The organism is Massilia sp. CMS3.1 (assembly GCF_051262535.1).
In the GTDB taxonomy this organism is placed as follows: domain Bacteria; phylum Pseudomonadota; class Gammaproteobacteria; order Burkholderiales; family Burkholderiaceae_D; genus Telluria.
In genome coordinates, this window is sequence record NZ_JBIMES010000004.1 from 1 (window position 1) to 26,272 (window position 26,272).

A 26,272-nucleotide genomic window follows, 5' to 3' on the forward strand; every position below is an offset into this window, starting at 1 on the left:
TCTACGTGGTTGACCGAATCTTTCGTGCTCACTTGAGCGGGGAATCCAGACCCTTTGACGCTACGAATACAAGGGCAACGCCGTCACTTTCTCAACTGCGCGAGGATGTTGAGGCCACCGATGCCTGGTATCAGAAGTACGTATCATCGCTCACGGCCGCTGAGGCGGCGGAAATTCTCGACTTCACTTTTACCGATGGAGACCCGGGCCGCATGTCTCGCGAAGAAGTGCTGCTTCACGTGCTCACCCATGGTGGATACCATCGGGGCAATGTCGGACAAGTGCTCAAGTCGATTTCCGTTGCACCGCCACGCGATCTCTACACAAAGTTCCTGCATCACAGTGAAGCAGTGCGCAGGGCGCCCTGACGAATAGTTGAGTTAAAGGTCCGCTTCGGGTCCGTATGCGGTTCTACTGAACGTTTGCAGTCGGCCATGAGCGGCTCAGGTCTCCGAGAACCACGAGGAAGTCCTGAATGACTGCGCGTTGGTCACGACGCCTGCGGGCAAGCTGACAGGATGCATTACCTGAAGTCCGCGTCTTTCCCTTTAGTCCACGTGGTGATGGTCACCGCCCACGGCAAACGAACCCATATTCAGTCACGCTGCACCCCCGCTTGATGCATTGCGTCGTGTGATATCCACGTTCCCTGCACGCCCTCAGCGTTGCTGCCAATGTGGTGTCACGGCCGGTTGGCGTTTCCGTCCCAATGGCGGATGCGCGTGCAATCTGACGGACGGGATCGCGTCTGCCCCGTTCCATCGACGGCTTGGTTGCCGCGTCTGACTGACGGCGCGCCAGGCGGCTGGGGCGCTTCGGTGACGGAGAAGCGGACCCTTGTTTCGCGACAGGTTCAGGCTTGACCGCCGTCGGTTGCTCTGCCGGGCTCGCCACCAATGGAGCGCTTTGCTCGACCTCGGTAGCGTCAGACGGCTCGGGATCGAGCATCACGAGGGGTGGCGCAGCAGGTGAAGGAAGGATTGCGGGCACAGGGGCCGGTACACGCAGGTCGTCGCCAAGGCCCGCCGTGAACTCCTTTGCAGCAAGCGCTGGCAGGTTCACGCCGTTCTCGGCTTGAAGCTTTTCTTTCGCTTCGTTGGCGATGAGGGCGAGCGATTCGGCATCGTTGCGCTCCTGGTACAACCACCGCCCGCCCTGGATGAGCAGCCCACCCGCGAGCAAGCACGCGGCCCACAGGAGATAGCGCTGCCTGGACCGTGTGGGCGCGACATGCACGAACGGATCGGCTGCCTGTTCTGCAGGCAAAGGCATTGTGAAGTCGAACAACGGGTCGTGCGGCGCCGTCGCATCTTGCGTCTGGTTCGGCAGCGTAGCTTCGGCTGGGGCAAGCGCGGGCGTCAATGGCTCGGATGGGGGCGTGGGAAGTTCGTGCCTGGGCTCGGCCGGGGCAATGGCAGGCTCATGTTGCCGCAATGGAGGTACAAACTGCGCCTCAAGGGCGGCGATTTCCTCGAACAGGGTGTGTAACTCCAGGGGTGTCGGTTGCTGATCTGGCTGCTGCGTGATGGAAATTAGCGGCTCGTCTGCAGGCTTCTGCCTCCACACGCCGAGGGCAGAACGGGGCCTGGCTGGCAGTGCCTGCCCTGCAGGTGCAAGGTTTTGCACCGCTTTGTCTGCTGTGGAATTTCCGACTGTTTTTGAAGACGTCAGGGATATTTCAGCGCTGTGGCCGATGTCTTCAAGCAGTTGCGTCTTCATGATGTGCTACCCGCTTCTCAGTTCCGAGGGTAGAGCTTAGCGCCTTTTGAAAATTGTGTTAGCCCGGTTTGTAAGAAGATGTACGAAGCAATGTGGAAAGGAACCAAGGCCCTCCCGCTGAAACGGTATTGCCCTAACTTATCCTCGGCAACACGACCGTGAACGTACTTCCCGCATTGACCCCGTCGCTTTCGGCCTGTACGGTCCCGCCATGCAGTTCGATCAAACGCTTCACCAGCGCCAGCCCCAGTCCCAGCCCGCCCTCACGCCGATCCGGGGTCAGCGCCGCCTGCGTAAACGTTTCGAACACCCGCGGTAGCAGCGCCGCATCGATCCCGCTCCCATTGTCCTGCACGGCGATGCGCGCGTGCTGCGCGTCAGCCGTCAACTGCAGCGTCAATACCCCACCCTCGGGCGTGTACTTGGCCGCATTGTTGAGCAGGTTCGCCATCACCTGCACCAGTCGCTTGTGGTCGCCAAGCACGACAACGGGTTCCGACGCAAGATCGAGGCGGCATGCATGCCGCTTGCGCTCGATCGCCGGGCGCACTTGCTCATGGGCGTCATTGATTGCCGACCGTAGATCGACGGGTTGGACGTCAAGCGTCAGCTGGCCACGGCCGATACGCGACACGTCCATCAGGTCGTCGACCAGGTGCACCATGTTGTCGACCTGGCGCAGGATCGTGCTACTGACCCTGTCGATGCGCGCCTTGTCGGGATCGCGCATGTGGTGCAGCACCTCGGCAGCGGACTGGATCGGCGCGAGCGGGTTGCGCAGCTCGTGGGCAAGCGTGGCAAGGAAGATGTCCTTGCGGTCGCGCTCGTCCCGCAGTTGCTGCAGCGCTGCCTGCAAGTCCTGTTCGGCGCGGGTGCGGGCAACGTCGATGTCATACAGCCGGAAGGCGAAACGCCAGATCAGCAGCGCCAACAGGACGATCGTTCCCCAGGCGAGCAAGGGCAGCAGCGTCTGCGCGTCATACAGCCCGGCGTCCAGCGCCGCGACGGCGCAGGCAGCAAGCAGTACGGGCACTGCCAGCGCCGAGACGAATAGCTGGCGCGCGATGCGGGCACTGGCTGAAGCGCCCGCGATGACGGTCATGATGCCTTGCGACGGCCGCAGCATCAGCGCAGCACAGCAAAGGAAAATGGCTGCGACGGTCGTCGGCAGGGACACACCCTTGCCGGGCAGTGATTCGTACAGGAGCGTGCCCTGGAAAAAATAACCGACGAAGTTGAGCACGGACAGCAGCAGGACCGCCATGGCCGCAAGCTGCGCAAGCATCAGGTGCCGGCCCCGCGCCAGCAGGGCGCACGCGAGACCCAGCGCGCTGAACATCCCTGCCGTCACTGGCGCGGAGATACTGAGCGCAGACTGCGCACTGCCTCTCGAGAGCACAAACGGCGGTGGCGCGATGCCGGCCAAGTGGCATCCGAGGATAAACAGTGCAGTAATACACACGATGGCGCCGAGCATGAATGCAAGGCGCGTTCCTGCGGGCGGACGCAGCTGGAGCCACAAGCTGACGACGCTCGACAGTACCAGGAAGGTGGTAGTGGGCACCATCTTCGGCAGCTGCTCGAATAGCGACACCAATGCCGGAATATCGCATACCCAGCCGATGGCATTGGCCGTCCCGAGCAGGAAGCAGATCAGGAGGATGACATGGAGCAAGGGTTGGTGAACGGAGGATTTTTCCAATCTGAAACCCACAGCTGAGAAACGACCATTGTAATCGCAGTGCCGAGCCCGCGCGGCACGCCGCCGACAGGTGCTGTCACGTATCAGTCGATATGGCGTGGGCGCGGCGTATTTACCGGTTGAACCCATCCTCCAATCATGGGAAACTGACAGCTGGCTCCCCTCACACTCAGGAGAACGACGATGAACACCATGGCAGGCGGAAACGAACCAGCAAAGCAGATCGGCAGCAAACAATTCCTGCGCGTCCTGCTCGGCACGGCGGCTATTCTCCTGATTCCGTTTGTGGCCATGCAGTTCACCGGCGAAGTCAATTGGACTGTCAGCGATTTCGTGATCGCAGCCATCCTGTTGGCCGGCACCGGTCTGCTGTTCGAACTGGCACGGGCCAAGCTGCCTACGCTCAAGTCGCGCTTTATCGCCATCGCGGTGATTGCGCTGTGCTTCGTGTTCGTGTGGGCGGAGCTGGCCGTGGGCCTCGTTGGCAGCCCGTTCGCGGGGTCGTAAGTTACAGGCCCAGGCCCTGGTCATCGACAACACCGCCATTCAGACGAATGCCGGTCAGTGAGGCTGACTGGCATTTTTTGTTGTATTTGCTTCTGCTGGGCTCGAGTACATTCCATACCATATGGCGCCAGGATCGAAAATCGGCACTCAATAGCCCATCGGTTGAGCCAAGCCAAGTTCCAGTAAATTTAGCAACAGCAAAATTGCCTCTTTACAGACAGGAGGCAATATGGCAAGCGATGCGTATCTGCGGTTCGATGGAATCAAAGGCGAATCCCAAGATCACGGGCATAGGGAGTGGATTGAAGTCTCAGGCGTGCGGTGGGCAATCCAGCAACCAAAGAGCGCGACGGCCTCAACGGCGGGTGGCCACACTGCAGAGCGCGCCGAACTCTCTGAAGTCAGCTTCGAGAAGCTCTGTGACCTCTCTTCGCCAATTCTTATGCAGACCTGCGCGATGGGCAAGACGATCCCGAAGGCGACTCTCGAATTCATGCGTGCGGACGGCGATGGCAACCCGATCAAGTATTTCGAGATTGAATTAGAAAACGTCCTCATCGGCACGATCTCCCCGATCCTCGGTATGGGCCTTCTACAAGAGAGTATCGGTCTCAAGTTTTCGCAAGTACGGTGGCGCTATACCCAGCAGCGTATTGCCGGCAGTTCCGCTGGCAATACGGCAGGTGGCTGGAATCTGGCAACGAACCGGCCAGCATGATATGCCATACGTCTATTCAAAGGCGCGGGGTCTTGAAGGGAAACACAAGCTCGGCGATGGGAATTGCGTCGCGTTAGTCCAGGAACTTACGAAAGTCGGTCATACAAGTACGTGGCGTCCAGGCGAACGCGTCATGGATGCCATCGCGATTGCGCCTGGCACGGTGATCGCGACGTTCGAAAATGGAAGATACCCGAGCAGACCGACGGGCAACCACGCGGCGCTCTATCTTTACTCCGGTCCCCGAAGTCAAAAGACTGGGAAGCCGCAGTATATTGTGGTGATTGATCAGTGGAAGCGCAAGCCACGCATCAGCGCGCGCAGCATTTACCCACGCGGCCACAAGCTCCGTATCGACGGAAATTCGATGGATGATTCCGATAACTCTGAACATTTTTACGTGGTCCGATGAGACTTCTATTCCTTGCCGCTGTACTCCTCGCGTTACCGGCACGCGCCGCTGAGCTACGTATTGAATGCCCGTCCCGGTATCCGCTTGAAGACGTAAGGCTGCCCGAAAGTGGAAAGTGGGATACCGGTCTCGTTCTCGGAAAGTTGCCCCTGGAGGGCGCTGGCATGGCGACAGGCCCGCTTGCCCGACGCGGAGAACTTCACGGCAGCGCGCACCGAATCAAAGGTGGCTCCCAGACCTTTTTCGGATTCGATCGGGAGCAGGACCCACCAGAGAAGTGGTTCATCTGCTATTACGGAGCTGGCGGAAATGTGCAGCTAGCCCGCCGTGTTGCGGACACGACCACAGCATGTACGCTGACGCATGAGAAGAAGAAGTTTCCTCAGGAGCCGAACGTTCAAGTCAGCTGTCAGTAGCGCCTCTTTACAGCGCCGAGTCGCTTACTGGCTTGAGATCAGCCTTGGGTGGCCTTTCTCATTGCCGGTTTTTCGCGATGCAAACGCTTGCATGCATTTGCACACGTAGGCATCACGCATGTGCCGTACCACGTAGGAACAAGTGCCTTTCGCGGCCCGGCCCACCCTTCGAAAGCTACAAGTCGTACTTCAGCTCCGCCAAAAACGTCCGCTGCGGATACGGATGGAAATTCCAGTACCGATAATTGTTCAGGTTATCGATCCCGACCGCCACACTCCACTGCGCATTCAGACGGTACGTTGCCCGCAAATCGGCCGTGAAATACTTGCTGGCTCCCTGGTAGGCAAATCCATTTGGGTCCGAGTTATCCAGGGTCGAGAACTGGTCCCCGCTGTAACGCGCCGCCAGGGTCAGCGCCAGCTTGTCACTCACGCGATAGCTTGCCACCCCCGTCGCCCGCCACTCCGGAATGCGCGGCTGGCGCTTGCCCACGCTGACCGGGAAATTGGCGTTGCGCTCGATCCGTGAATCGGTCCAGGTCAGGCTGGCATTCAGGTCCAACCCTGCCCAGCGCACGTCGCTCGCGCCATAGGCCAGCTCGACGCCTTTCGTGTCGATGCGTCCGACGTTCTGGACGTTCGTGACGTTTGGCGTGACCAGCACATTCGTCTGCGAATACAGAGCGTCGCGCGTGCGCTCGCCAAAGCTTGTCAAACGCAGCGTTCCGGCTTCGAACTTGCGCTCGGCCGTCAGCTCGCCGGTCCAGGAGCGCTCCGGCGCGAGATTCGGATCGTTGTTGATCAGGACGCCAACGCCGTTCACGCCACCCTGGTAGAGCTCGGAGACGGTCGGCATGCGCACCGCGCGGCCAACGGACGCCTTCAGGACCCAGTCGGGCGTGGCCTGCCAGGCCAGCGCCGCCTTCGGTGAGGCAAACGTCCCGTGCCGCTCCGGATGCGTCACGGTCCTGGTCGCATTCGACGTGCGTCCCTCGCTCGCCTCCCAGCGCTCCATGCGCAGTCCAAGCACGGCTTTCCAGCGCGGTGCGAAGCGCCAGGTGTCCTGCGCGTAAAGCGCCTGGATTTGCGTGCGGCCACCGAAGGCCGAGTTGCGCGCGCCTGCCCCGCCATCGATCCAGTGTGGCGTCGCATTTTCAATACTCGCCAGCTTGTAGGCTTCGCGCTGGTAGCCGAACTCGACGATGTGCGCCCCGCCCTGCCCCCGCGGGCGCCAGATTCCCTTGGCGGCGAAGGTATTCCAGCCGGTGCCGCTGCCATCGACGATGCGCCCTGCGCCGCCATTCAGTGCACCCGGCAGCGCCACCGTCGCGGCACGCAGGGTGTCTTCATCGTAGTCGTAGAGGCTGGCAGCCAGTTCCCAATCGAAGACGCCTTTCGTGTAACGCTTTACGGTCAGGCCATGCATCACGTGGCGCAGTCGTTCGTTGGAGACATTGAAATCGGTTTGGCCGAGCGTATAGGTCCGGCCGTCGATCGTGACCGGGCCGCTGTAGACCGACTGGCCGGCGCTATTGCTCAGGTAGCTGGCGGGCCGGCCTTCGGAATCGTTCCTCCACAGGCCCAGCACATACGTCGCACGCAAGGAAGGCGAGACATCGTAGGCGAGCTTGGCTTTCAGATGGTCCTGCACCGTCTGGTACTGGGTGGCGCTGCCGAGGATCAGCCAGTCACGGAAACTCCGGTCCTGTCCCGGCACGGCGCCGGTGACGCTGTCCGGGTTCACACTCGCCCCCCCGGCGCCAGGCAGCCGGGTAAGGAAAGTTTGTGGCTGGCCATCGCTGTCGTTGCGGCTGAGGTCGATGAACCAGGACCAGGCGCCCTCGCGATTGCCCAACGACACGCTGCCCTGCCGGCCATTGAAATGTTCGCGCGTGTTGTACAGCCGGAACGGCTGGTGCGACAGCGACAGCTTGGCGTGCGCTTCGAAACGGCGCGGCATGCGCGTAACGTAGTCGACCACGGCGCCGACAGAATTGCCGCCATACGCCGCCGAGAACGGTCCGTAGAGCACGTCGACGCGCTCGATTTCGCTGGGCGTGACCATCCCCCAGCGCGGCGCGAAGGTGGCGCCGTTGCCGAGGTAGTTCGACAGCAGGATGCCGTCGGCGTACACGGCCGAGCGCGCGCTGTTGCCGGTGCCCGAGGCCCGCGTTGACAGCACGGCGTGGTTGTAGTCGCCGATGTAGCGCTTGCGTACCAGCAGGCTCGGCAGGTATTTGAGGGCGTCTTCGGCGTCCGTCGCGTTGATCGTGCGGGCAATTTCCGCGGCGGTAATGCCTTCGATCGTGGTCGGGATCTGGGTCGGCAGCGAGGTCGGACGGTTGCCGGTCACGATGACGGTACCCATTTGCTTGACCGGGGCGTCCGTCAAGGTGGCTTCCTGCGCATCGGCAGTGGTGCTGAACGCGGCCAGGATGGTCAGCGCGAGTGAGGTTTTTGTCGGTTTCATCAGCGTTCCTGTTCGTACAATGCGAACGCAGCACATGCCGCTTGGCATGCGCTACAGTGTCAAAGGCAGATCAGGAAACGAGGGGCGGTCCGCGCGATTTACTCGCGGCCCAGTGAAAGGAGGGCTCGGAGGATTGGTAAAACAGGAAGGGGTGTACCGGGCTGCCCACGACAACGGGGACGGCCGGCGACTTTGGCAGCAGGCCAGGCGCGTGATGCCCGTCGGCGCAATACGGACAATGCTGGAACGGATCGGGCCCCAGGTCGGGGAGGCCCGCCGTTTTCACGTCTGCCGCGGTATGGCCAACTGCGCTACAAATCGGAAATTCGATCGCCGGCCCGCCGGCGCGCACAAAGGCGTGCGACAGCGTCGGCGCAAGCGCGCCGAACAGGAGCGCAAGCAAAGCGATCCAGGTGGCCAGCGCATGTCGAAAGAGCCGTGTCATGCACAAAGTATATAGAGAAAAACAGCCCGCGCACGGACCGCGGGCCGGCCCTCACTACAAGGATTACGCCGATTCCTTGAGCTGCTCCAGAATAGCCGGGTTTTCCAGCGTCGACACGTCCTGGGTGATCGTCTCGCCCTTGGCCAGCACGCGCAGCAGGCGGCGCATGATCTTGCCCGAACGCGTTTTCGGCAGGTTATCGCCGAAGCGGATTTCCTTCGGCTTGGCGATCGGACCGATCTCCTTGCCGACCCAGTTGCGCAATTCAAGCGCCAGTTTCTTCGCTTCCTCGCCCGTCGGACGCGGCCCCTTGAGCACGACAAAGGCGCAGATCGATTCGCCGGTGGTTTCGTCCGGCTTGCCGACCACGGCCGCTTCGGCGACCAAAGGATTCGCCACCAGCGCCGACTCGATTTCCATCGTGCCCATGCGGTGACCGGATACGTTCAGCACGTCGTCGATGCGGCCGGTGATGGTGAAATTACCCGTGTCCTTGTTCCGGATCGCACCGTCGCCAGCCAGGTAGTACTTGCCGCCCAGTTCTTCAGGGAAGTAGCTGGTACGGAAGCGTTCCGGATTGTTCCAGATGGTGCGGATCATCGACGGCCACGGACGTTTTACCACCAGGATTCCGCCCTGCCCGTTCGGCACGTCCGCGCCGGCCTCGTCGACGATGGCCGCCATGATGCCCGGCAAAGGCAAGGTGCACGAACCCGGCACCATCGGCGTGGCGCCCGGCAGCGGCGTGATCATGTGGCCGCCCGTTTCGGTCTGCCAGAAGGTATCGACGATCGGGCAGCGTTCCTGGCCGATATTCTTGTAGTACCACATCCAGGCTTCCGGATTGATCGGCTCGCCCACCGAACCGAGCAGGCGCAACGAGGACAGGTCGTAGTTCTTAGGATGAACTTTCTCGTCAACATCGGACGCCTTGATCAGCGAGCGGATCGCGGTCGGCGCAGTGTAGAAAATCGAGACTTTATGCTTGGCGATGGTGTCCCAGAAGCGGCCGGCGTTCGGGAAGGTTGGAATGCCCTCGAACACGATCTCGGTGGCGCCGACGGCCAGCGGCCCGTAGGTGATATAGCTGTGGCCGGTGACCCAGCCGATGTCGGCGGTGCACCAGAACACATCGCTTGGCTTGATGTCGAAGGTCCATTTCATCGTCAGCGCGGCCCACAGCAGGTAGCCGCCGGTCGAGTGCTGGACGCCCTTCGGCGTACCCGTCGAGCCCGAGGTGTAGAGGATGAACAGCGGATGCTCGGCGTCGACCCATTCCGGTTCGCACTCGGCAGACTGACTATCGACCAGTTCGTGCAGCCAGAGGTCGCGTCCTTCGCTCCAGGCGATGTTGCCGCCGGTGCGACGATAAACGATGACGTTACGGATGGTGTCGCAGCCGCCCAGCGCCAGTGCCTCGTCGACGATGGCTTTCAGGGGCAGCGACTTACCGCCGCGCTGTTGCTCGTCGGCGGTGATCACGGCCACGGCACCGGCATCGATGATGCGTTCCTGCAGCGACTTCGCGGAAAAGCCGCCGAACACGACCGAGTGGGTAGCGCCGATGCGGGCGCAGGCCTGCATCGCGGCAATGCCTTCGATCGACATCGACATATAGATGATGACGCGGTCGCCCTTCCCGATGCCGCGGCTTTTCAATCCGTTGGCGAACTTGCAGACGCGCGCATGCAACTCGCGGTAGGTGGCGCGCGTGACGGTGCCGTCGTCGGCCTCGAAGATGATCGCGGTCTTTTCGGCGTTGCCGTTCTGCAGATTGCGGTCGAGGCAATTGTACGAGGCGTTCAGTTGCCCATCGGCGAACCACTTATAAAATGGCGCGTTCGACTCGTCCAGGGTGCTGGTGAACGGCTTGTGCCAGTCGAGGTGTTCGCGCGCCAGGCGCGCCCAGAACCCTTCGTAATCGGTGGCTGCTTCGGCGCACAGCTTGTCGTAGGCGTCCATGCCGGCAATGGCGGCATTCGCGGTGAATGCCGGCGGCGGAGGGAACACGCGGTGCTCCTGCAAACCATGATTTTCCTGCTTGGTCTCGTTCTCGGCCATGTTCGTCTCCATCGTAGTAGTTTTGTCCAGACACCTTAGGTGCGTCCGCTTACTGAGCCCTTACATGCCCTGTGCATCGCACCTTCCCTATTCAGGTGTGATTTTACCAATGGCCGGTCATTGTGGCGCGGCCATCGGCAAGCGCGCGCCAGAGGTGTAAAATGATGGGCTGAATTTTGTCGGAACTCTGGAGTCGTACCTGATGGCGCAAAACCAACCCGCACGCGAGCCGCAAAAGCTTACCCCCCTGAACCGCCTGATTTTTTCGAGCCGCTGGCTGCAGCTGCCTCTGTACCTGGGCCTGATCCTGGCGCAATGTGTCTACGTTTTCCATTTCTGGGTCGAACTGAAAGACCTGATTGGCGCCGCCATGGGCAATGTCGCCTCGCTCGAGCATATCCTCGACGCCGTCACCGTTCCGGGCGCGGACCGTCCGACGAAGCTGACCGAAGTGACGATCATGCTGGTGGTGCTGGGACTGATCGACGTCGTCATGATCTCGAACCTGCTCATCATGGTCATCGTCGGCGGTTACGAGACGTTTGTGTCGCGCATGAATCTCGAAGGCCATCCGGACCAGCCGGAATGGCTGTCGCACGTGAATGCCTCGGTCCTGAAAACCAAGCTGGCCATGGCGATCATCGGCATCTCGTCGATCCACCTGTTGAAAACCTTCATCAACGCGGCGTCGTACAAGGACGAGACGATGATGTGGCAAACCATCATCCACTTCGCCTTCCTGCTGTCGGCCATGGCGATCGCCTATACCGACCGCATCGTCATGACGACGCATGCGGCAAAAAACCACTAATCCCTTTTCGCGAGAATTTCATGACTGTCATCAAGCAGGAAGACCTGATCGAATCGGTTGCAGCCGCGCTGCAGTACATCAGCTACTACCATCCGGCTGACTACATCCAGCATTTGGCGCGCGCCTACGAGGCCGAGCAAAGCCCGGCCGCGAAAGACGCGATCGCGCAGATCCTGACCAATTCGCGCATGTGCGCCGAAGGCAAGCGTCCGATCTGCCAGGACACCGGCATCGTCAACGTGTTCCTCAAGATCGGTATGGGCGTGCGCTTCGAAGGTTTTACAGGCACCGTCACCGACGCCGTCAACGAGGGCGTGCGCCGCGCGTACAACTTCGCCGACAACAAGCTGCGCGCCTCGATCGTGGCCGACCCGCATTTCGAGCGCAAGAACACCAAGGACAACACGCCGGCCGTGGTCCACATGGAACTGGTCGAAGGCCACACGGTCGACGTGAAAGTCGCAGCCAAGGGCGGCGGCTCGGAGAACAAGACCAAGTTCGTGATGCTCAATCCATCCGATTCGCTGGTCGACTGGGTCATGAAGACCGTGCCGCTGATGGGCGCCGGCTGGTGCCCACCAGGCATGCTTGGCATCGGCATCGGCGGCACTGCCGAAAAGGCGATGCTGATGGCCAAGGAATCGTTGATGGAAGACATCGACATGTACGAATTGAAGCAGCGCGGCCCGCAGAACAAGACGGAAGAGCTGCGTATCGAGTTGTGCGACAAGATCAATGCGCTCGGTATCGGCGCCCAGGGCCTGGGCGGTTTGACGACCGTGCTGGACGTCAAGATCAACATGTACCCGACCCACGCGGCATCGAAACCGGTGGCCATGATCCCGAACTGCGCGGCCACGCGCCACGCCCACTTCGTGCTGGACGGCTCGGGTCCTTCGTACATCGAACCGCCGGCGCTGTCGACCTGGCCTGACGTGCAGTGGACACCGGACACCGAAAAATCGAAGCGCGTCGACCTCAACACGCTGACGAAAGAAGAAGTCGCCTCCTGGAAACCGGGCCAGACCCTGCTCCTGAACGGCAAGATGCTGACCGGCCGCGACGCCGCCCACAAGCGCATCCAGGACATGCTGGCACGCGGCGAATCGCTGCCGGTCGACTTCACGAATCGCGTCATTTACTATGTCGGCCCGGTCGATCCGGTGCGCGACGAAGTCGTGGGTCCTGCCGGTCCGACGACGGCGACCCGCATGGACAAGTTCACCGACATGATGCTCGAGCAAACCGGCCTGATTTCGATGATCGGCAAGGCCGAGCGCGGCCCGATGGCGATCGAATCGATCCAGCGCCACAAGTCGGCCTACCTGATGGCGGTCGGCGGCTCGGCTTACCTGGTCTCAAAAGCGATCAAGTCGGCGAGGGTCGTCGGCTTCGAAGACCTGGGCATGGAAGCGATCTACGAGTTCGACGTTCAGGACATGCCGGTAACGGTGGCGGTCGATTCGACCGGTACCTCGGTGCACAACACCGGTCCGAAGGAATGGGCGGCGAAGATCGAATCGCTGAAGGGCATTCCAATCAACGCAATGTAAATCCACACTCCACATGTCCCCCGACGCCCCCATCGGCATCTTCGACTCCGGCGTCGGCGGCCTGTCCGTCCTGCGCCATATCCGCGCGCAACTGCCCCACGAGCACCTGATGTATTTCGCCGATTCCGGCTTCGCCCCCTACGGCGCGAAACCGGAACAGCTGGTGGTCGAGCGTGTGCTCGCAATCGGCGATTTTTTTGTCCGGCATGGTGCAAAGGCGATTGTCGTGGCCTGCAACACGGCCACCGTCGCCGCGATTGCCGTGCTGCGCGAGCGCTATCCAGCCATGCCGATCGTGGGCGTCGAACCGGGACTCAAACCGGCTGCGGCCGCTTCGCGCAGCAACACCGTCGGGGTACTCGCGACCGAAGTGACGCTCGGCGGTAAAAAGTTCCTGCTGCTGCGCGACCAGATCGCGCAAAGCACCGGCGCACGCTTCCTGCTCCAGCATTGTCACGGCCTGGTGGACCAGATCGAACTGGGCGAACTGGACTCCGATGCCACGACCAGCCTGCTGCGCCGTTATATCGAACCCCTGCTGGCACAAGGCGCCGACACGCTGGTACTCGGCTGCACCCACTATCCGCTGGTGCAAGCCGCGATCGAGCGCGTGATCGCGGGGAGTAGCTCCCGCCCTGTCACCCTGATCGACACCGGCGAGGCAGTGGCGCGCCACCTGGCGCGGCTACTGGCGGCGAGCGGCATCGCGCGCACGACAAGCGACGTCCCTGCCCGCCTCGACGGCTACACGAGCGCCAGCGCGACTGCGCTCTCGTCTGCCTTTTCCGCCCTGCTCGGCCTCGATCCGCCCACGCACGCGGTCCTTGCAGATCCTGCCGGCGCCATGTTGACCGGGTAGAACAAATAGATTTGCCAGTTTGCTTTGAAGTTTGTATAATCTTGCTCTGTCTCGGCAATGCAGAGATGGAAAGCAAGACAGTGGTGGCTGTAGCTCAGTTGGTAGAGTCCAGGATTGTGATTCCTGTTGTCGTGGGTTCGAGCCCCATCAGCCACCCCAAGAATTCAGCAGTAAAAAGAAAGGGTTACATGCTTCGGCGTGTAACCCTTTTTTCATTCCCGCGCAGTTTTCATCAACAGCTCCCCTGCCCACCCCCCACATGCAAAAAACCCGCCATTGGCGGGTTTTTACACGTGACAGCTTTTCCCGCCAGCCTCGCCCACGCTATCTGCGTGGTGCGCGCCGGGTATCTGGCCAGCCGATCAGATCACGCAGATGTTTCCAGCTTTTTCGCCTTTAGGGCCGGTCGAGCGCTCGAACGAGACGCGCTGGTTTTCCGACAGGCTTTTGAAACCCTGCGATTGAATGTCCTGGAAATGGGCGAACAGATCGTCGCCGCCTGCGTCAGGCGTAATGAAGCCGAAGCCTTTTGCATCGTTGAACCATTTTACTGTGCCGGTTTGAGTAGTCATTTACATTCCTTTAGATTTGCATGGGGCATGAGTGCCCGAAATGCACTTTCGACCAAGAGAGGGTGTAACGGGAGGGAATCAAACGGGACCGCCGAAAGGCGAGACAGGAAAGAAAGACCAACAATAACAACGACTTGACGTAGTGCGAGGCAGAAGATACAGCACTTTCGGGAATTGTCCTAATAATTTTCAATCTAATTGGAACCGGGCTGCTGTGTGTGAATACGCATCAGTGCAGGCAATGGCTGTTATCATCGAAAACCGGTTGGACGAAAATATCGCGGAATCGGGGAATATAAGGTACGAATATCATGACAGAGCAACGATTAGGCAACTTCATACACGACAATATGGAGTCGATTCTGCAGGCATGGGAGGATTTTGCACGCACCATCGAGCCGCCGGCACTGACCATGGATGACGCCGAACTGCGTGACCATGCCCGCCAGATGCTGCTTGCAATCGCATCCGACCTGGGCACGCCGCAATCGACGCAGGAGAGCACCAACAAGTCGAAAGGCCTCGGCAAGCGCGGACCGGATGATACGGCTGCCGAAACGCACGCCGAAGCGCGCCTGCTGTCGGGATATACCGTGGTCCAGCTGGTATCGGAATACCGCGCCCTGCGCGCGAGCGTGCTGACACTCTGGGCTGCCGACATCGGCGAAGCCCGGGCCGCGCACATCATCGACGTGACACGCTTCAACGAGGCGATCGACCAGGCCCTGGCCGAATCGGTGGGGCGCTACGAATACATGGTCAGGCAATCGCAGAACATGTTCCTGGCGATCCTTGGCCACGACTTGCGCAACCCGCTGGGCACGGTGGTGACCGGATCGAGCTTCATGATGCAGGCAATCGATATCCCGCCGCGCTACATCCTGGTTGCCACCCGCATGTTCAACAGCGCCAAGCGCATGAGCAAGCTGATCAATGACCTGATCGATTTCACGCGCACCCACCTCGGCCACGGCATTCCGATCCGGGTCAAGCAGAGCAGCATCGTGGCCGTGTGCGAAGAGGTCGTGAACGAACTGCGCACTTACCACCCCGAGCAGTTGATCGACCTGCACGTGCCACCCCACCTGGACGCCATTTTCGACGACAGCCGCATCGCCCAGGTGTTATCTAACCTGATCGGCAACGCTATCCAGTACGGCAACCGCGAGGTGCCGGTAACAGTACGGGTGACCAGTACCGAGGCCGACATCGTCATTGCGGTGAATAACCGCGGTAAAGCGATTGCACCCGACAGGATAGTGAGCGTGTTCGATCCGATGGTGCGCATCGCCGCGAACGTCAACAGCGACTCCATCGAACGCACCAGCCTTGGGATCGGCCTCTACATTTCGCGCGAGATCGTGCACGCGCACGGCGGAAAGGTCAAGCTGGTGTCGAATGAAGATGACGGGACGACCTTCACGCTGACGATGCCGTCCATGCCGAAGGGCTTTCAGGGCGCCTCCGATACCGCATCCGGCGGCTAGACGCCGAACTGCCACGCAGTCAGGTACCTGGCGCCGGCAAAAAAAAGGCCACCATCGGTGGCCTTCCTCATGTCAGGCGCCGGCTTTCGCCAGCGCCTCCCGATCAATAACGGTTCGGATTGTCCGGACGCGCGTCGTTACGGTTGCGCACGCCATCGCCATCGCGGTCGCGGTTCGGGCGGTCGGCGTAGTTCGGGATGCCATCGCGGTCACGGTCGCCGTTTGGACCGCGCTGCCAGCCGCCGCGCTCCATCACCCAGCCGCCGCGGTCACGGCGCCATTCAGGGCGAGCGTAGACGTAGCCGGCACGAACCCTCTCGTAGCGGCCGCCAACCCAAGTGTAGCGACGGCCGGTCCAGTTCCAGTAACCAGGCACCCACACATGGCCTCGGCGTGCTGCCGGGACTGCTTCGCGGCGCAGCGCAGGCGGCGCCTTCTGCACGACGATGACCTCGGTTCGGGTGTGCTGTGCTTGAGCGACCGGAGCGAAGGCGGCGGTGCTGATGATGGCAGCTGCGACAGTGAAGAGGATTCTTTTCATGGTAGTGCTCCTTTTGGTTCGGTGTGAGATCACTATAGCTAAAGTTTCCGGCGCACAGTAGAACTGATGCAAGTGCTTACAATCGATACGTTTTAGCAAGACCCATTTCCGGCGTCAGGGGCACCTTCCTGCAGCGGGCGCGACCGTCGACAAAAAAAATTCGTGCAAAAAAACGGCCACCTCGAGGGTGGCCATCGTCGATGTCAGGGGCCGGACCGTGCCGGCACTATTCGATCAGTTGCGGTTGGCGTTGTTCGGGCGTGCATCGTCACGGTTGCGGACGCCATCGCCATCGCGGTCGCCACGCTGCCAGCCGCCGCGCTCGAGGACCCAGCCGCCGCCGTTACGGCGCCATTCAGGACGGGCGTAGACGTAGCCGGTACGGACTTTCTCGTAGTGGCCGCCAACCCAGGTATAGCGGCGGCCAGTCCAGTTCCAGTAGCCCGGCGCCCATTCATAGCCGCGGCGTGCTGCAGGGACCGCTTCGCGGCGCAGTGCCGGCGGCGCCTTCTTGACGACGATTACCTCGGTGCGGGTGTGTTGTTGTGCTTGTGCTACCGGGGCGAAAGTGGCGGTGCTGATCACGGCAGCGACGACAGTAAAGAGGATTCGTTTCATGGTAGTGCTCCTTTCGGTTCGGTGTGAAACCACTATAGCCAGACGCTCCACCGCACAGTTGAATTGATGCAAGTGCTTACATGCGATACATTTCGCAAGAATGCATTTCATAAAAAAAACAGCCGGCACAAGGCCGGCTATTGTTCATGCTGACGCTGATGATTAGTCGAGCTTCCATGCGTAGTCGACCTTGGCCCAGGTCTGGGCTGGCGAACCGTCTTTCATGCCCGGCTTGAACTTGCAGGCCGTCAGGCCTTTCTGGGCTGCCTTGTCGAGGCCTTTGAAGCCGCTCGACTTGTCCAGCTTCGAATCGGCAACGCTGCCGTCGGCGTTGACCAGGAACGACATCGTGGTCGTGCCCTGCTCTTCGTTCATCAGCGAGGCTTTCGGGTAGTCGACCTTGCACTTCGACGGGTCGAACGAGGCTGGGGTTTCAGCGGCGAACGCCGAGCCGGCGAAGACGGTGAAAGCGAAGGCTGCGATGGCGCTGAAGGTAGTTTTTTTCATGATTGTCGTTCCTGTTTAGTTGGTGTTAATCTGCCGCTGACTGCGTGCGGTCTTTCAGTGAGTCCGGCGGTTTGCCGTCATTTAAAATTCTTCCCAATCGTCGGTGCCTGGGGTCACAGCTGCCTTCTTCGGCTTGGCCGGTGCCGCCGCGGCGGCGCTGCTCTTGATGGCAGGACGTGCGGGACGTGGTGCAGGGGTCCGCACCGCCGGCAGGGTTGCTACCGGTGCTTTCGGTACTGCTGCTGGTGCTGCCAGCGCCGGTTCGATCGTGTGCTCTTCGCCTTCGACCAGGCGGAAGATGCTCACCACGCGGCTCAGTTCGCCCGCCTGGTCCTGCAGGCTCTGGGCTGCTGCCGCCGCCTCTTCGACGAGGGCCGCATTTTGCTGGGTCATGCTGTCCATCTCGATGATCGACATATTCACCTGCTCGATGCCGGCGCTCTGCTCGGCGCTGGCGTTGGCGATCTCGCCCATGATGTCGGTGACGCGCTTGACGCTGGCCACCACTTCGTCCATCGTCACGCCGGCCTGGCCGACCAGCTTGCTGCCGCGCTCGACCTTCTCGACCGAGTCGCCGATCAGGGTCTTGATTTCCTTGGCGGCCGCTGCCGAACGCTGCGCCAGGTTACGCACTTCGGAAGCCACGACCGCGAAACCACGGCCCTGCTCGCCGGCACGTGCCGCTTCCACCGCGGCGTTCAGCGCCAGGATGTTGGTCTGGAACGCGATGCCGTCGATGACGCCGATGATGTCGGCGATCTTGCTGGCCGAGCTGTTGATCTCGCCCATCGTGCCGACCACTTGCGACACCACGTCGCCGCCCTTGCGGGCCACGTCCGAGGCGCTGGCCGCGAGGTGGTTCGCTTCACGGGCGTGTTCGGCATTCTGCTTGACGGTCGTCGTCAGGGTTTCCATCGCCGAAGCGGTCTTTTCGAGCGAGCTGGCCTGCAGTTCGGTACGCGACGACAGGTCGAGGTTGCCGGCTGCGATTTCACGCGAGGCGGTGCCGATGGTCTCGGTGCCGCGGCGCACCTGGCCGACGATGCCGACCAGGCTGTTGCGCATTTCGTTCATCTCGGCCAGCAGGCTGCCGCGTTCGGCGGTACTGGTGTCGATGGCAATGGCCAGGTCGCCATGGGCGATGCTGGTGGCGATCCTCGCCGTGTAGTCCGGCTCGCCGCCGAGCTGCTTGATCAGGCCGCGGGTGATCACCACGGCAGCGGCCATGCCGATGGCAAGGGCGGCAATCAGCATGCCCACCATGAAGTTACGGGTGCTGGCAAAAGCGGACTCGGCATCCTTTTGACTCTGGGCGCTCTGCGTGTCTTCCAGGGTCACCAGCTTGTCGAGCGCTTCGGTCCACTTCTTCTGGACCGGACGCACTTCCTTGACCATGACGCGGGTAGCGCTCATGGCGTCGTTGGCCAAATACAGCTCGGACGCCTTGGCAATCGCCGGCATGGCGGCGGCTTCATGGCTCTTGATCTCGGCGAGCAGGGACTTTTCTGCGGCGGTGCCGGCTGTGGCGAAGATGGCGCTCAGTTTCTTCTGCGCTTCGTCGTACTTGGCGGTTTGTTCCTTGAAGCGCTTGAGTTCCGGCTCCATCTCGGTGGCATCGGTCATCAGGGTCAGCACGCGCAGCGACGCCAGGCGGTCATGGACGTTGTTGCGCATCTCGATGACGGCGCGGCTCGACACATTGTTGACGCTGACCACGTGGTCGAGGCGGTCCTGGATCTGCGCCATGCGCATGATGCCAACCCCGGTGACCGCAACGAGCAGCACCAGCACCAGGGCGAAGCCCAGTCCCAAGCGCATCCCGACTTTCATCTTCGATAAATTCATTTCGCCTTCCTGTCTGTTGATCAGATTTGCTTCGGTGCTGCATCGTCGGAGATTCCGTCGTCGAAATTATGGATTGGGTCTTGCTGCAGAGCAAGCCCTGGGTCGATTTGTCTACACAATTTGCCGTTTCCGTGTAGTAAATTTCCTACACGCAATAAGAAAAGGCACGAGCGTTCTTGTCGTTGTGATTAGAGGTAGTGAAGACGGGCAAGCCAAATGGCTTCCACGGCAAGGGCGCAGGCACCAGCCTGGGAATTAGGTCATGCGGAAGGAAAGACGCGAGAAGGCAGGCGGCCGCTGGCGGGCCCCTGCCGATGTGCATTACATGCTGCGGATCTGTGCAGCCGCCTCGAGCAGCAGATGTGGGTCGGCCGTGGCCAGCTTTTTCGGGTCCGACAGCATCTGGCGAAACGCGCGCGCGCCGGGCAAACCGGCGGTCAGGCCCAGCATGTGGCGCGTGATGCTGTTGAGCTTGAGACCAAACCCGCCGTATTGCGCCAGCTGGGCAGTGATATACGGCACCATCGCCGCCAGCACTTCTGCGCGCGTTTTTGGGGCTGCCGTATCGCCGTAGAAGCGCGCGTCCCAGTGCGCCATCAAATACGGGTTGTGATAGGCCTCGCGGCCGAGCATGACGCCATCGAGGTGCTGCAGGTGCAGCGCGATCTCATCGTCGGTCTTGACGCCGCCGTTGATGATGATTTCCAGGTCCGGAAACTCGCGTTTGAGCTGGTAGGCGACTTCATAGCGCAGCGGCGGGATCTCGCGGTTTTCCTTGGGCGAGAGACCCTTGAGGATGGCATTGCGGGCATGGACGATGAAGGTGCGGCAGCCGGCATCGGCAATCGTGCCGACGAAATCGCGCACGAAACCGTATTCCTCGTTCTTGTCGATACCGATCCGGTGCTTGACGGTGACGTCGATCGAGACCGCATCGCGCATCGCCTTGACGCAGTCGGCCACCAGTTGCGGCTCGCTCATCAGGCAAGCGCCGAAGGCACCGCGCTGCACCCGCTCGGACGGGCAGCCGCAGTTCAGATTGATCTCGTCATAGCCCCACTCCTGACCCAGCTTCGCGCTTTTCGCCAGGTCCGCCGGTTCGCTGCCACCGAGCTGCAGCGCGATCGGATGCTCGATCTCGTCGAAGCGCAGGTGGCGCGCGACGTCGCCGTACACCAGGGCGCCGGTGGTCACCATCTCGGTGTACAGCCAGGTGTGGCGCGTGATCTGGCGGTGGAAGACGCGGCAGTGGCGGTCGGTCCAGTCCATCATCGGGGCAACAGATAATCGACGGCCCTTGTAAATATTTTTTTCCCCTGTGTTCTCACAGGAGAAACCCATTTTTTCTTGCTTCTGATCAGTCATCTTGAATCACTATTTATCATGGTGTGTCACTGTACGGGCGCCACAAAAAATGCCACACTTTGCCCTACGATCTCAGCCTAATTCCGCTGGCTGAGCGCCCTACTTGAACATGGAGAACACGTGGCATCATTCCAACGAATCGGCGAAAAATGGCAGGCTCGCATACGTAAGAAAGGCTTCCCATCCACTTCCGAAAACTTCGACACCAAGAAGGAGGCCGAGAAGTGGGCGGCTAAAACCGAAACGGAAATGAATGAAAAGCTATTCAAAGACAAGCGTGCCATGAAAGATCTCACGGTTGGCAAGCTGGTTGATGAATACTTCGGTAAAGAAACCACTGCTAAGCCATTCGGTGATACCAAGAAAGCGAACCTGAACCGCATTAAGCGCATGCTCGGCTCAGTGCTGCTCACAGCCCTAAAATATGACCGCCTCGTCTTCTTTGTCAGCGATCGTGCAAAGGAAGGAGCTGGCGGCGTTACCATCGGCATGGACATCGCTGAACTAGCTGCAGTCATCCGCGCTGGTCGCAAGCGACACAAGTACGATTTTGACATCGCTGTCTTCAGTGAAATCCGCGAGCACCTGTCTGACTTGGGTCTCGAGACTAAGTCACATTGGCGAGATAGGCGTCCTACTGAAGAAGAACTCAACGCGATCAAGAAGCACTTCAACGAGAAGACACGCCAGAAGATCCCAATGTCCGACATCATCGACTTCGCAGTAGCAACAACGATGCGTGCGTCGGAAATTACCAGCATCAGGTGGTCAGACGTCGACTTCGACAAAAGGACCGTCATTATACGTGACAGGAAGCACCCTACGAAGAAGAAGGGCAATCATCAAAAGGTGCCGCTCTTGCCCCAGGCTTGGGCGATTCTAAACAGGCAACCACGCACGAGTGATAAGGTCTTCCCCTATGACGTTAACACGATCTCTACGATCTTCCCGCGCGCTGTACAAGCATGTGGCATCGAAAACCTGCATTTCCACGACCTTCGCCATGAGGGTACGTCTAAGCTGTTCGAGATAGGGTACGACATCCCACGCGTCGCTATCTTCACCGGCCACAATGACTGGAAGATGCTTTCTCGGTATGTTCAGCTTCGCGCCGAGGACCTACACCCTGATGAGGACGGAAACCTGCCTTGGTTACGCCTTGTCAGGAAGCCAGAGCAGTTCGCTAGAGCAGCCTAACTATTGGATCTACAACAATGAAGCAAGAGCTCGACGCACTGCTGTGCCAGCGCTATCCGAAGATCTTCGCCGACTGCCAACGCACGATGTGCAACGACGGCTGGTTCGATCTGCTAGACATGCTGTGTGAGCGCCTTCAATTCTGGACGGACCACAACGGTGCACCGCAAGTTGTCGTCTCTCAGGTGAAGGAGAAGTGGGGAGAGCTCTCTTTTTATGGTCACGGAGGTGACCAGGAACAGAACGGGATGATCACGATGGCTGAGGCCATGTCCGCCCGTATTTGCGAATGCTGCGGCGGGCCGGGGGCAATTTTGGTAAGTGGAGAAACTTACTTATCTCGCTGCGGAGAACATGCGCCGAAGGGAGCAAGAGTTGCCCCCGAGTAACTACTATAATGGGCTATAGAAAACTATAATTGACTGTAATGCTACCCGACCAGTCGTGGGTCGGGTCCTTTTCCGATGAAGAAGCGCATCAGCTGACGCATCACCACAGCTTGCGACTCGCCTGTAGCGCCTACAGCAGCTTCAAAAGCCTGACGCAGATCCTCATCAACCCTTACAGTGACAACGGCCTTCTCGGCCTTTTTGCTCATTTTTCGGGCAGTGCTGTGATAGCACAGCAACCCGTTCCCAACGCGTACCGCGTGCTCCAGCGAACCATGCCGGTACAGCGAAACCAGCTCTGAATCTTGTCCGTCAATCTGCTCCATGACAACCATCTCGAAGATCTCAGCTGGCGAACGCAAGCTGTCATATGCTATCTCTGCATAAATTGTGCGACCTTCCAGCCGGTTACAGAAGCTCAGGAGCAGCGCAGGACTGGGGTGGATGCGATAGTTCATGCCTTTCGTCAGCAGTCCTACATTGACGAGTCGTTGTAATTCCAAGTCTGGAAACGTAATCATGGAACCCATCAAAACCCCTTTTTGTCATTGCGTTACGCGCTTGTACACAAACTGATAGACCTCAGTAGGCGCGCCAGGCAGTTCGTGGTCAAACAACTCTAGGTATTTCTTTGCCATCAACTCTGCGAAGTCTTTATCAGTGAACGACTTCTCGAGTAGATGCAACCGACTTCCTTGGGGCCTAGCATGCAGCACGCACAAAGTGTAGCTGTCATCTGTGCAGCGAAAGATGCTAGCAGAGAGGTACTGGCCTCTCTCGCTGAAAACCGGTGGAACAATGACTTCGACAGAATTAGCTTCCTCAGCTTCTGATCGATCGGCATCTATTGTGCGAACTACCTGTTCCGGAACGCGAGCACTCTCAACAGCCTGACGCGGTTCAGCTTCTCCTAAGATCCGTGGCACTACGATGAAGAAACGATACGCTGCTTCTGCGATATCAAAAGCCTCTGCAATGTAAGAGAATGTCTTCCGCCAAGTTTCGTCGCGATAAAACACTTCGAGCTCAAAATCCACATCGGCGCTGATCTTATATCGAAACTCACACTCTTTGACTGCGCACTCGTACGTCTGAAAAGTACCATCAAGCACCGCGTCCATCAACTCCCGGCGATCAGTAAGATAGCGAGCGTTTTCATCGTAGGAGTAAATTCGCTGCGGTGGGAAGTCTTCTGACAGCTCTTCCAAGAATTCTTCACGGGCCATGACATCTCCTGCCAAAGTAACAATACACTAATGTTACCTCTGCAGCGCGCCCGCAAAAAGCGAATTTTCCAGAAATTAGATTTATCGCACTTTCCGCAACCATCCCCGGAAAGCGTATTTTAATGCTCGTGCGTCATGGAGTGCGTGATGCTCGGCCTGTTTATGCTTGACGTGCCACTCATACTGCCGCAGCTTATTAACGTAATTCGTTCCTAAGTTTCGGAACACAAGTCCATTTGGGGTGTCCTTCTCAAAGATTTGCCTAAGCATCGCGCGATCGTACTCAGAGTCATAGCAAATTAAAATTGGCGCATCCTGCCGCACTGTCTCGATCCACAAACACAGCGCCTCTTTCAACTCCGCCAAAGAATAGCGCTTATTTTGATTTAGAAGCGGCAGTACCGTCGCGCGCACAAAGTCACTGCACTCATCAATGGGATATTCCACTTCCGCATAAAATTCCTCGCCGCTCTGAGCTACAACTCCAATGCTGATCAGTTTGGGATTTTTGAAACCCGTAAATTCTGAATCGAAGAAAAGTTGTTGCGTCAAAGTAACACCTCCATAGCAGAAATTCGTTGCTGGTATGGGTATTAGACTACCCTTTTTCGTCAAAATGCAACCTGCACTATCCTTTTTATTATCTTCGAGCTCGTCCGAAGATGCCATGAAAATGCGAAAATATCTTTGTGCCCCCATCCCTCCGGGAACTCGCCGGCTAATTCGTTTTAATATAGATCTACACAGTTTGAATACTGATGAAAAATCCCACAACATAGGAGCCGATCATGGGACACAACGAATTTGACGAACTTGCATTTTTCTACTACACGTTGCAGGCGATGAATCATTTAGACGAAATACCGATCGCTTCGCTTGAGGAGCTAGATATCGACATGCTGCAACGTCTTTCAAAAGCAGCGCACTTTGATGGAATCATGGTTACGCTAGCAGTCGACTCCTACGATAAAAACTTAATTGTTGGAGCATTTGCACCAGACAGGCGATCGAAACCCCTCCTACCGTTCGCTGAGTCTCCTGATTCTGCAATCTATATCAGTAATGTCGCTGACATTGATGAAGTAATCAAGAAGCTGAAGCAGATGTCCGAGCGCTACTCGACTTCAAATCCACCGATATTTCAGAAATACAATGACGAGGACGGCCCAGGAGGCGACATTCATACGGTGACTGTCGAAGAATACTTACATGGCAATCTACAAGCTAAGCACAAGCACGAAATCTTTATGCGAGACATCGGCATGCACCACACAGTGATACCATTAGGTTACAAGAAACCCACAAAATTAAAATTAATTAAATAAAGGAGTCTCAAATGAAAAACCTATTTGCTGCCCCCATTCGCTGAACAACTTTTGAATGCTCAGCGGAGCGTGAGATACTTCTCTACAGGAACGCTGAGAGCCGCTCTACTGTCATCCTGATCGCCAGCGCATTCGTTGTTGTCGGCCTACTCATCGCTGGCGTTGCTTACGCTGCTTCGGGTCCGAAATTATCCGTCGCCATTGGTTCTTTCGCAAACGGAAAGGTTGCGCTCAACCTTCCGTGACCGGTTGCTGGATGCAGCCGCCCCCGCATGATGTCCGTGTGCGTTGGATTTCGACAACGGGAGATAGCGGACCCGGTTTGCTCGATGGCGATCACTATTCGATGTCGAGCGTCGCGACGAACCATAGCGAGATCCACTAAATCAATTTTAAACTTAGAGGATATCTCAAGATATCCTCTCTTGAACGGACAGAACCATGTAAGTCTGGGTACAATCTTGACTTTCGTGTTCGAAATACACAAGAGTAACTTTATGGAAAGCAAGCAACTAAAGCAGCTGCTGGAATTATCTTTAGATCCTTCTCCTCAGGAGAAACTCAGTTTCATCGACGGAGATGCGATATATCCGCTGCCAATCATGCCAATGAGGAAGACCTTAGGGCAACACTGCGGCACGAACTCCTCGGCCACTTTGGGATCATTACTTGCAATTATGCGGAAAAAAGAGCCATGTCAGCGCTGCGTCGTGAAATCATTTTATTTCCAGTTCAGCTCAGTGAGAAGGAGTTCGCCTCAATGTATTTTTCCATCAGTATGCGAACGACCACTGACTTGGAGTGGCCTCTTTCTCTGCACTTCTTGCTGAAACTCTTTTGCATCTCAGCATCGAGACGAAGCGAAAACACCTTGTTCTTATTCTGCTTTTGATCCAGCACTTTCCTGTCCATGCGAGAGAAAAGCCGACTGCCGTTTGTTAGCATGAAGTAACGCTCCTCTTCTTCTTCCTCGATCGCGGCCTGCATTACTTGCCTTAGCACACGCAAATCTGGATGAGCGTATTTATCACCGCAATTAATTACACGACCGTGCTGGTCTGCCGCAGTCATTTCTAAAAGGTAGCCGTGAAGCTCGGCGTCCTCATCGACCATTTCTAAAATAACGAAACGATAATCCGTTCCGTGCAATCGAATAACCTCGTTTGATACTTCGCGCTTCGTATTCCACATCATGATCTCCTAAAAGTGAATGTGCAAATATTGTACACACACTTTCTTATCACTTTATCGAAACCCGCTTGACGAATAATAATTCTTGTTTCCCCTTTGATTTTCGCAAAGATACAACGATTTCTAATATAAACCGCTTTCTCGGATCCAGGCTTGCAAGGCTCTTAGCTGCTCCGATAGTTCACCCCCGCTCTTTGCCATCGCATATAAGCGCTCTTCTGTTATTTCGGGAATGCGTTCTGGAACTGCTCTAGATCGTGCTATTCCGAGGAGTTTGCACGCAGCATTTACCTAGCCGGCACACTGCTGGATTGCCTCGCGGGCTGCATCTAAATC

27 protein-coding genes and 1 tRNA gene are annotated in these 26,272 nt (G+C 58.6%); 13 read left to right on the forward strand and 15 right to left on the reverse strand.

Annotated elements, in window-relative coordinates:
* Positions 1–368: DinB family protein (locus tag ACHAC9_RS07825; RefSeq protein ID WP_435758816.1), on the forward strand; the 368-nt coding region annotated here is incomplete at its 5' end.
* Between the two features lie 199 nt (positions 369–567).
* Here the strand turns inward: ACHAC9_RS07825 and ACHAC9_RS07830 are convergent.
* Together ACHAC9_RS07830 and ACHAC9_RS07835 are read right to left on the reverse strand one after the other, a co-directional pair.
* Positions 568–1,719 (reverse strand): hypothetical protein, encoded by a 1,152-nt coding sequence (locus tag ACHAC9_RS07830; RefSeq protein ID WP_435758818.1) that lies wholly within the window; start codon positions 1,717–1,719, stop codon positions 568–570.
* Between the two features lie 133 nt (positions 1,720–1,852).
* Positions 1,853–3,394 (reverse strand): sensor histidine kinase, encoded by a 1,542-nt coding sequence (locus ACHAC9_RS07835; protein ID WP_435758820.1) that lies wholly within the window; start codon positions 3,392–3,394, stop codon positions 1,853–1,855.
* Between the two features lie 210 nt (positions 3,395–3,604).
* Between ACHAC9_RS07835 and ACHAC9_RS07840 the strand changes: the two genes are divergently transcribed.
* From ACHAC9_RS07840 to ACHAC9_RS07855, 4 genes are all read left to right on the forward strand, one after another.
* Entirely contained in the window at positions 3,605–3,928 is a 324-nt protein-coding gene (locus ACHAC9_RS07840; protein WP_435758822.1) for a hypothetical protein, read from the forward strand.
* A 229-nt stretch (positions 3,929–4,157) separates the two neighbouring features.
* On the forward strand, positions 4,158–4,646 hold the full coding sequence (locus tag ACHAC9_RS07845) for an Hcp family type VI secretion system effector (protein ID WP_435758824.1): 489 nt from the start codon (positions 4,158–4,160) through the stop codon (positions 4,644–4,646).
* A gap of 1 nt (position 4,647) precedes the next feature.
* Complete coding sequence (locus ACHAC9_RS07850) at positions 4,648–5,058, forward strand: BPSL0067 family protein (RefSeq protein ID WP_435758826.1); 411 nt, start codon at positions 4,648–4,650, stop codon at positions 5,056–5,058.
* Complete coding sequence (locus ACHAC9_RS07855; RefSeq protein ID WP_435758828.1) at positions 5,055–5,474, forward strand: STY0301 family protein; 420 nt, start codon at positions 5,055–5,057, stop codon at positions 5,472–5,474. The genes ACHAC9_RS07850 and ACHAC9_RS07855 overlap by 4 nt, the downstream gene beginning before the upstream one ends.
* 175 nt (positions 5,475–5,649) lie before the next feature.
* Here ACHAC9_RS07855 and ACHAC9_RS07860 read toward each other — a convergent pair whose 3' ends face one another.
* The 3 genes from ACHAC9_RS07860 to acs form a co-directional block, all read right to left on the reverse strand.
* Complete coding sequence (locus ACHAC9_RS07860) at positions 5,650–7,944, reverse strand: TonB-dependent receptor (RefSeq protein WP_435758830.1); 2,295 nt, start codon at positions 7,942–7,944, stop codon at positions 5,650–5,652.
* A gap of 70 nt (positions 7,945–8,014) precedes the next feature.
* Positions 8,015–8,389, reverse strand: coding sequence for a DUF2946 family protein (locus ACHAC9_RS07865; RefSeq protein WP_435758832.1), 375 nt, complete (start codon positions 8,387–8,389; stop codon positions 8,015–8,017).
* Between the two features lie 63 nt (positions 8,390–8,452).
* Positions 8,453–10,450: an acetate--CoA ligase gene (gene acs / locus ACHAC9_RS07870; protein WP_435758834.1), complete on the reverse strand. Its 1,998-nt coding sequence runs from the start codon at positions 10,448–10,450 to the stop codon at positions 8,453–8,455.
* 202 nt (positions 10,451–10,652) lie between these two features.
* Between acs and ACHAC9_RS07875 the strand changes: the two genes are divergently transcribed.
* From ACHAC9_RS07875 to ACHAC9_RS07890, 4 genes are all read left to right on the forward strand, one after another.
* Positions 10,653–11,261: a TIGR00645 family protein gene (locus ACHAC9_RS07875; protein ID WP_435758836.1), complete on the forward strand. Its 609-nt coding sequence runs from the start codon at positions 10,653–10,655 to the stop codon at positions 11,259–11,261.
* Between the two features lie 20 nt (positions 11,262–11,281).
* Complete coding sequence (locus tag ACHAC9_RS07880; protein ID WP_435758838.1) at positions 11,282–12,814, forward strand: fumarate hydratase; 1,533 nt, start codon at positions 11,282–11,284, stop codon at positions 12,812–12,814.
* Between the two features lie 13 nt (positions 12,815–12,827).
* Positions 12,828–13,673: a glutamate racemase gene (gene murI, locus ACHAC9_RS07885; protein WP_435758840.1), complete on the forward strand. Its 846-nt coding sequence runs from the start codon at positions 12,828–12,830 to the stop codon at positions 13,671–13,673.
* Positions 13,674–13,756: 83 nt separating this feature from the next.
* Positions 13,757–13,832 (forward strand) — tRNA-His (locus ACHAC9_RS07890).
* 203 nt (positions 13,833–14,035) lie between these two features.
* Here ACHAC9_RS07890 and ACHAC9_RS07895 read toward each other — a convergent pair.
* On the reverse strand, positions 14,036–14,245 hold the full coding sequence (locus ACHAC9_RS07895; protein WP_435758842.1) for a cold-shock protein: 210 nt from the start codon (positions 14,243–14,245) through the stop codon (positions 14,036–14,038).
* 350 nt (positions 14,246–14,595) lie between these two features.
* Between ACHAC9_RS07895 and ACHAC9_RS07900 the strand changes: the two genes are divergently transcribed.
* Positions 14,596–15,732, forward strand: coding sequence for an ATP-binding protein (locus tag ACHAC9_RS07900; RefSeq protein WP_435758843.1), 1,137 nt, complete (start codon positions 14,596–14,598; stop codon positions 15,730–15,732).
* Between the two features lie 103 nt (positions 15,733–15,835).
* On the opposite strand, the gene ACHAC9_RS07905 is transcribed toward ACHAC9_RS07900, so the two are convergent.
* The 5 genes from ACHAC9_RS07905 to dusA form a co-directional block, all read right to left on the reverse strand.
* Positions 15,836–16,273 carry a YXWGXW repeat-containing protein gene (locus ACHAC9_RS07905; protein ID WP_435758845.1) on the reverse strand — a complete coding sequence of 146 codons (438 nt, stop codon included), beginning with the start codon at positions 16,271–16,273 and terminating at the stop codon, positions 15,836–15,838.
* Between the two features lie 234 nt (positions 16,274–16,507).
* Positions 16,508–16,891: a YXWGXW repeat-containing protein gene (locus ACHAC9_RS07910; RefSeq protein WP_435758847.1), complete on the reverse strand. Its 384-nt coding sequence runs from the start codon at positions 16,889–16,891 to the stop codon at positions 16,508–16,510.
* A 162-nt stretch (positions 16,892–17,053) separates the two neighbouring features.
* A complete protein-coding gene (locus tag ACHAC9_RS07915) occupies positions 17,054–17,398 on the reverse strand; it encodes an energy transducer TonB (protein WP_435758849.1) in 345 nt (114 codons plus the stop codon).
* An 81-nt stretch (positions 17,399–17,479) separates the two neighbouring features.
* Complete coding sequence (locus tag ACHAC9_RS07920; protein ID WP_435758851.1) at positions 17,480–19,243, reverse strand: methyl-accepting chemotaxis protein; 1,764 nt, start codon at positions 19,241–19,243, stop codon at positions 17,480–17,482.
* A 321-nt stretch (positions 19,244–19,564) separates the two neighbouring features.
* Positions 19,565–20,584: a tRNA dihydrouridine(20/20a) synthase DusA gene (gene dusA / locus ACHAC9_RS07925; protein ID WP_435758853.1), complete on the reverse strand. Its 1,020-nt coding sequence runs from the start codon at positions 20,582–20,584 to the stop codon at positions 19,565–19,567.
* A 144-nt stretch (positions 20,585–20,728) separates the two neighbouring features.
* On the opposite strand from dusA, the gene ACHAC9_RS07930 reads away from it, so the two are divergent.
* Together ACHAC9_RS07930 and ACHAC9_RS07935 are read left to right on the forward strand one after the other, a co-directional pair.
* Positions 20,729–21,805 (forward strand): tyrosine-type recombinase/integrase, encoded by a 1,077-nt coding sequence (locus ACHAC9_RS07930; RefSeq protein WP_435758855.1) that lies wholly within the window; start codon positions 20,729–20,731, stop codon positions 21,803–21,805.
* Between the two features lie 17 nt (positions 21,806–21,822).
* Complete coding sequence (locus ACHAC9_RS07935; RefSeq protein WP_435758857.1) at positions 21,823–22,194, forward strand: hypothetical protein; 372 nt, start codon at positions 21,823–21,825, stop codon at positions 22,192–22,194.
* Between the two features lie 41 nt (positions 22,195–22,235).
* Here the strand turns inward: ACHAC9_RS07935 and ACHAC9_RS07940 are convergent, their stop codons facing one another.
* The 3 genes from ACHAC9_RS07940 to ACHAC9_RS07950 all read right to left on the reverse strand — a co-directional run bounded on the left by ACHAC9_RS07940 (position 22,236) and on the right by ACHAC9_RS07950 (position 24,089).
* Positions 22,236–22,724: a hypothetical protein gene (locus ACHAC9_RS07940; RefSeq protein WP_435758859.1), complete on the reverse strand. Its 489-nt coding sequence runs from the start codon at positions 22,722–22,724 to the stop codon at positions 22,236–22,238.
* Between the two features lie 15 nt (positions 22,725–22,739).
* A complete protein-coding gene (locus tag ACHAC9_RS07945) occupies positions 22,740–23,420 on the reverse strand; it encodes a hypothetical protein (RefSeq protein WP_435758860.1) in 681 nt (226 codons plus the stop codon).
* An 81-nt stretch (positions 23,421–23,501) separates the two neighbouring features.
* Positions 23,502–24,089, reverse strand: a complete 588-nt coding sequence (locus ACHAC9_RS07950; protein ID WP_435758862.1) for a 3'-5' exoribonuclease domain-containing protein — start codon at positions 24,087–24,089, stop codon at positions 23,502–23,504.
* A gap of 119 nt (positions 24,090–24,208) precedes the next feature.
* Between ACHAC9_RS07950 and ACHAC9_RS07955 the strand changes: the two genes are divergently transcribed.
* Positions 24,209–24,745 carry a hypothetical protein gene (locus ACHAC9_RS07955; protein ID WP_435758864.1) on the forward strand — a complete coding sequence of 179 codons (537 nt, stop codon included), beginning with the start codon at positions 24,209–24,211 and terminating at the stop codon, positions 24,743–24,745.
* A 732-nt stretch (positions 24,746–25,477) separates the two neighbouring features.
* Here ACHAC9_RS07955 and ACHAC9_RS07960 read toward each other — a convergent pair.
* The gene (locus ACHAC9_RS07960) at positions 25,478–25,939 is read right to left on the reverse strand and encodes a ribbon-helix-helix protein, CopG family (protein ID WP_435758866.1); all 462 of its coding nucleotides are present in this window, start codon (positions 25,937–25,939) and stop codon (positions 25,478–25,480) included.
* Between the last annotated feature and the right edge of the window lie 333 nt (positions 25,940–26,272).

Coding starts and splice junctions, on each gene's coding strand:
- ACHAC9_RS07850 (WP_435758826.1), top strand. CDS start 4,648: ATGCCATACGTCTATTCAAAGGCGCGGGGTCTTGAAGGGAAACACAAG.
- ACHAC9_RS07950 (WP_435758862.1), bottom strand. CDS start 24,089: ATGGCATCTTCGGACGAGCTCGAAGATAATAAAAAGGATAGTGCAGGT.
- ACHAC9_RS07905 (WP_435758845.1), bottom strand. CDS start 16,273: ATGAAAAGAATCCTCTTCACTGTCGCAGCTGCCATCATCAGCACCGCC.
- ACHAC9_RS07855 (WP_435758828.1), top strand. CDS start 5,055: ATGAGACTTCTATTCCTTGCCGCTGTACTCCTCGCGTTACCGGCACGC.
- ACHAC9_RS07900 (WP_435758843.1), top strand. CDS start 14,596: ATGGAGTCGATTCTGCAGGCATGGGAGGATTTTGCACGCACCATCGAG.
- ACHAC9_RS07945 (WP_435758860.1), bottom strand. CDS start 23,420: ATGGCCCGTGAAGAATTCTTGGAAGAGCTGTCAGAAGACTTCCCACCG.
- ACHAC9_RS07865 (WP_435758832.1), bottom strand. CDS start 8,389: ATGACACGGCTCTTTCGACATGCGCTGGCCACCTGGATCGCTTTGCTT.
- ACHAC9_RS07960 (WP_435758866.1), bottom strand. CDS start 25,939: ATGATGTGGAATACGAAGCGCGAAGTATCAAACGAGGTTATTCGATTG.
- dusA (WP_435758853.1), bottom strand. CDS start 20,584: ATGGGTTTCTCCTGTGAGAACACAGGGGAAAAAAATATTTACAAGGGC.
- ACHAC9_RS07940 (WP_435758859.1), bottom strand. CDS start 22,724: ATGGGTTCCATGATTACGTTTCCAGACTTGGAATTACAACGACTCGTC.
- ACHAC9_RS07915 (WP_435758849.1), bottom strand. CDS start 17,398: ATGAAAAAAACTACCTTCAGCGCCATCGCAGCCTTCGCTTTCACCGTC.
- ACHAC9_RS07920 (WP_435758851.1), bottom strand. CDS start 19,243: ATGAATTTATCGAAGATGAAAGTCGGGATGCGCTTGGGACTGGGCTTC.
- ACHAC9_RS07830 (WP_435758818.1), bottom strand. CDS start 1,719: ATGAAGACGCAACTGCTTGAAGACATCGGCCACAGCGCTGAAATATCC.
- ACHAC9_RS07910 (WP_435758847.1), bottom strand. CDS start 16,891: ATGAAACGAATCCTCTTTACTGTCGTCGCTGCCGTGATCAGCACCGCC.
- ACHAC9_RS07895 (WP_435758842.1), bottom strand. CDS start 14,245: ATGACTACTCAAACCGGCACAGTAAAATGGTTCAACGATGCAAAAGGC.
- ACHAC9_RS07860 (WP_435758830.1), bottom strand. CDS start 7,944: ATGAAACCGACAAAAACCTCACTCGCGCTGACCATCCTGGCCGCGTTC.
- ACHAC9_RS07955 (WP_435758864.1), top strand. CDS start 24,209: ATGGGACACAACGAATTTGACGAACTTGCATTTTTCTACTACACGTTG.
- acs (WP_435758834.1), bottom strand. CDS start 10,450: ATGGCCGAGAACGAGACCAAGCAGGAAAATCATGGTTTGCAGGAGCAC.
- ACHAC9_RS07935 (WP_435758857.1), top strand. CDS start 21,823: ATGAAGCAAGAGCTCGACGCACTGCTGTGCCAGCGCTATCCGAAGATC.
- ACHAC9_RS07880 (WP_435758838.1), top strand. CDS start 11,282: ATGACTGTCATCAAGCAGGAAGACCTGATCGAATCGGTTGCAGCCGCG.
- ACHAC9_RS07845 (WP_435758824.1), top strand. CDS start 4,158: ATGGCAAGCGATGCGTATCTGCGGTTCGATGGAATCAAAGGCGAATCC.
- ACHAC9_RS07840 (WP_435758822.1), top strand. CDS start 3,605: ATGAACACCATGGCAGGCGGAAACGAACCAGCAAAGCAGATCGGCAGC.
- murI (WP_435758840.1), top strand. CDS start 12,828: ATGTCCCCCGACGCCCCCATCGGCATCTTCGACTCCGGCGTCGGCGGC.
- ACHAC9_RS07875 (WP_435758836.1), top strand. CDS start 10,653: ATGGCGCAAAACCAACCCGCACGCGAGCCGCAAAAGCTTACCCCCCTG.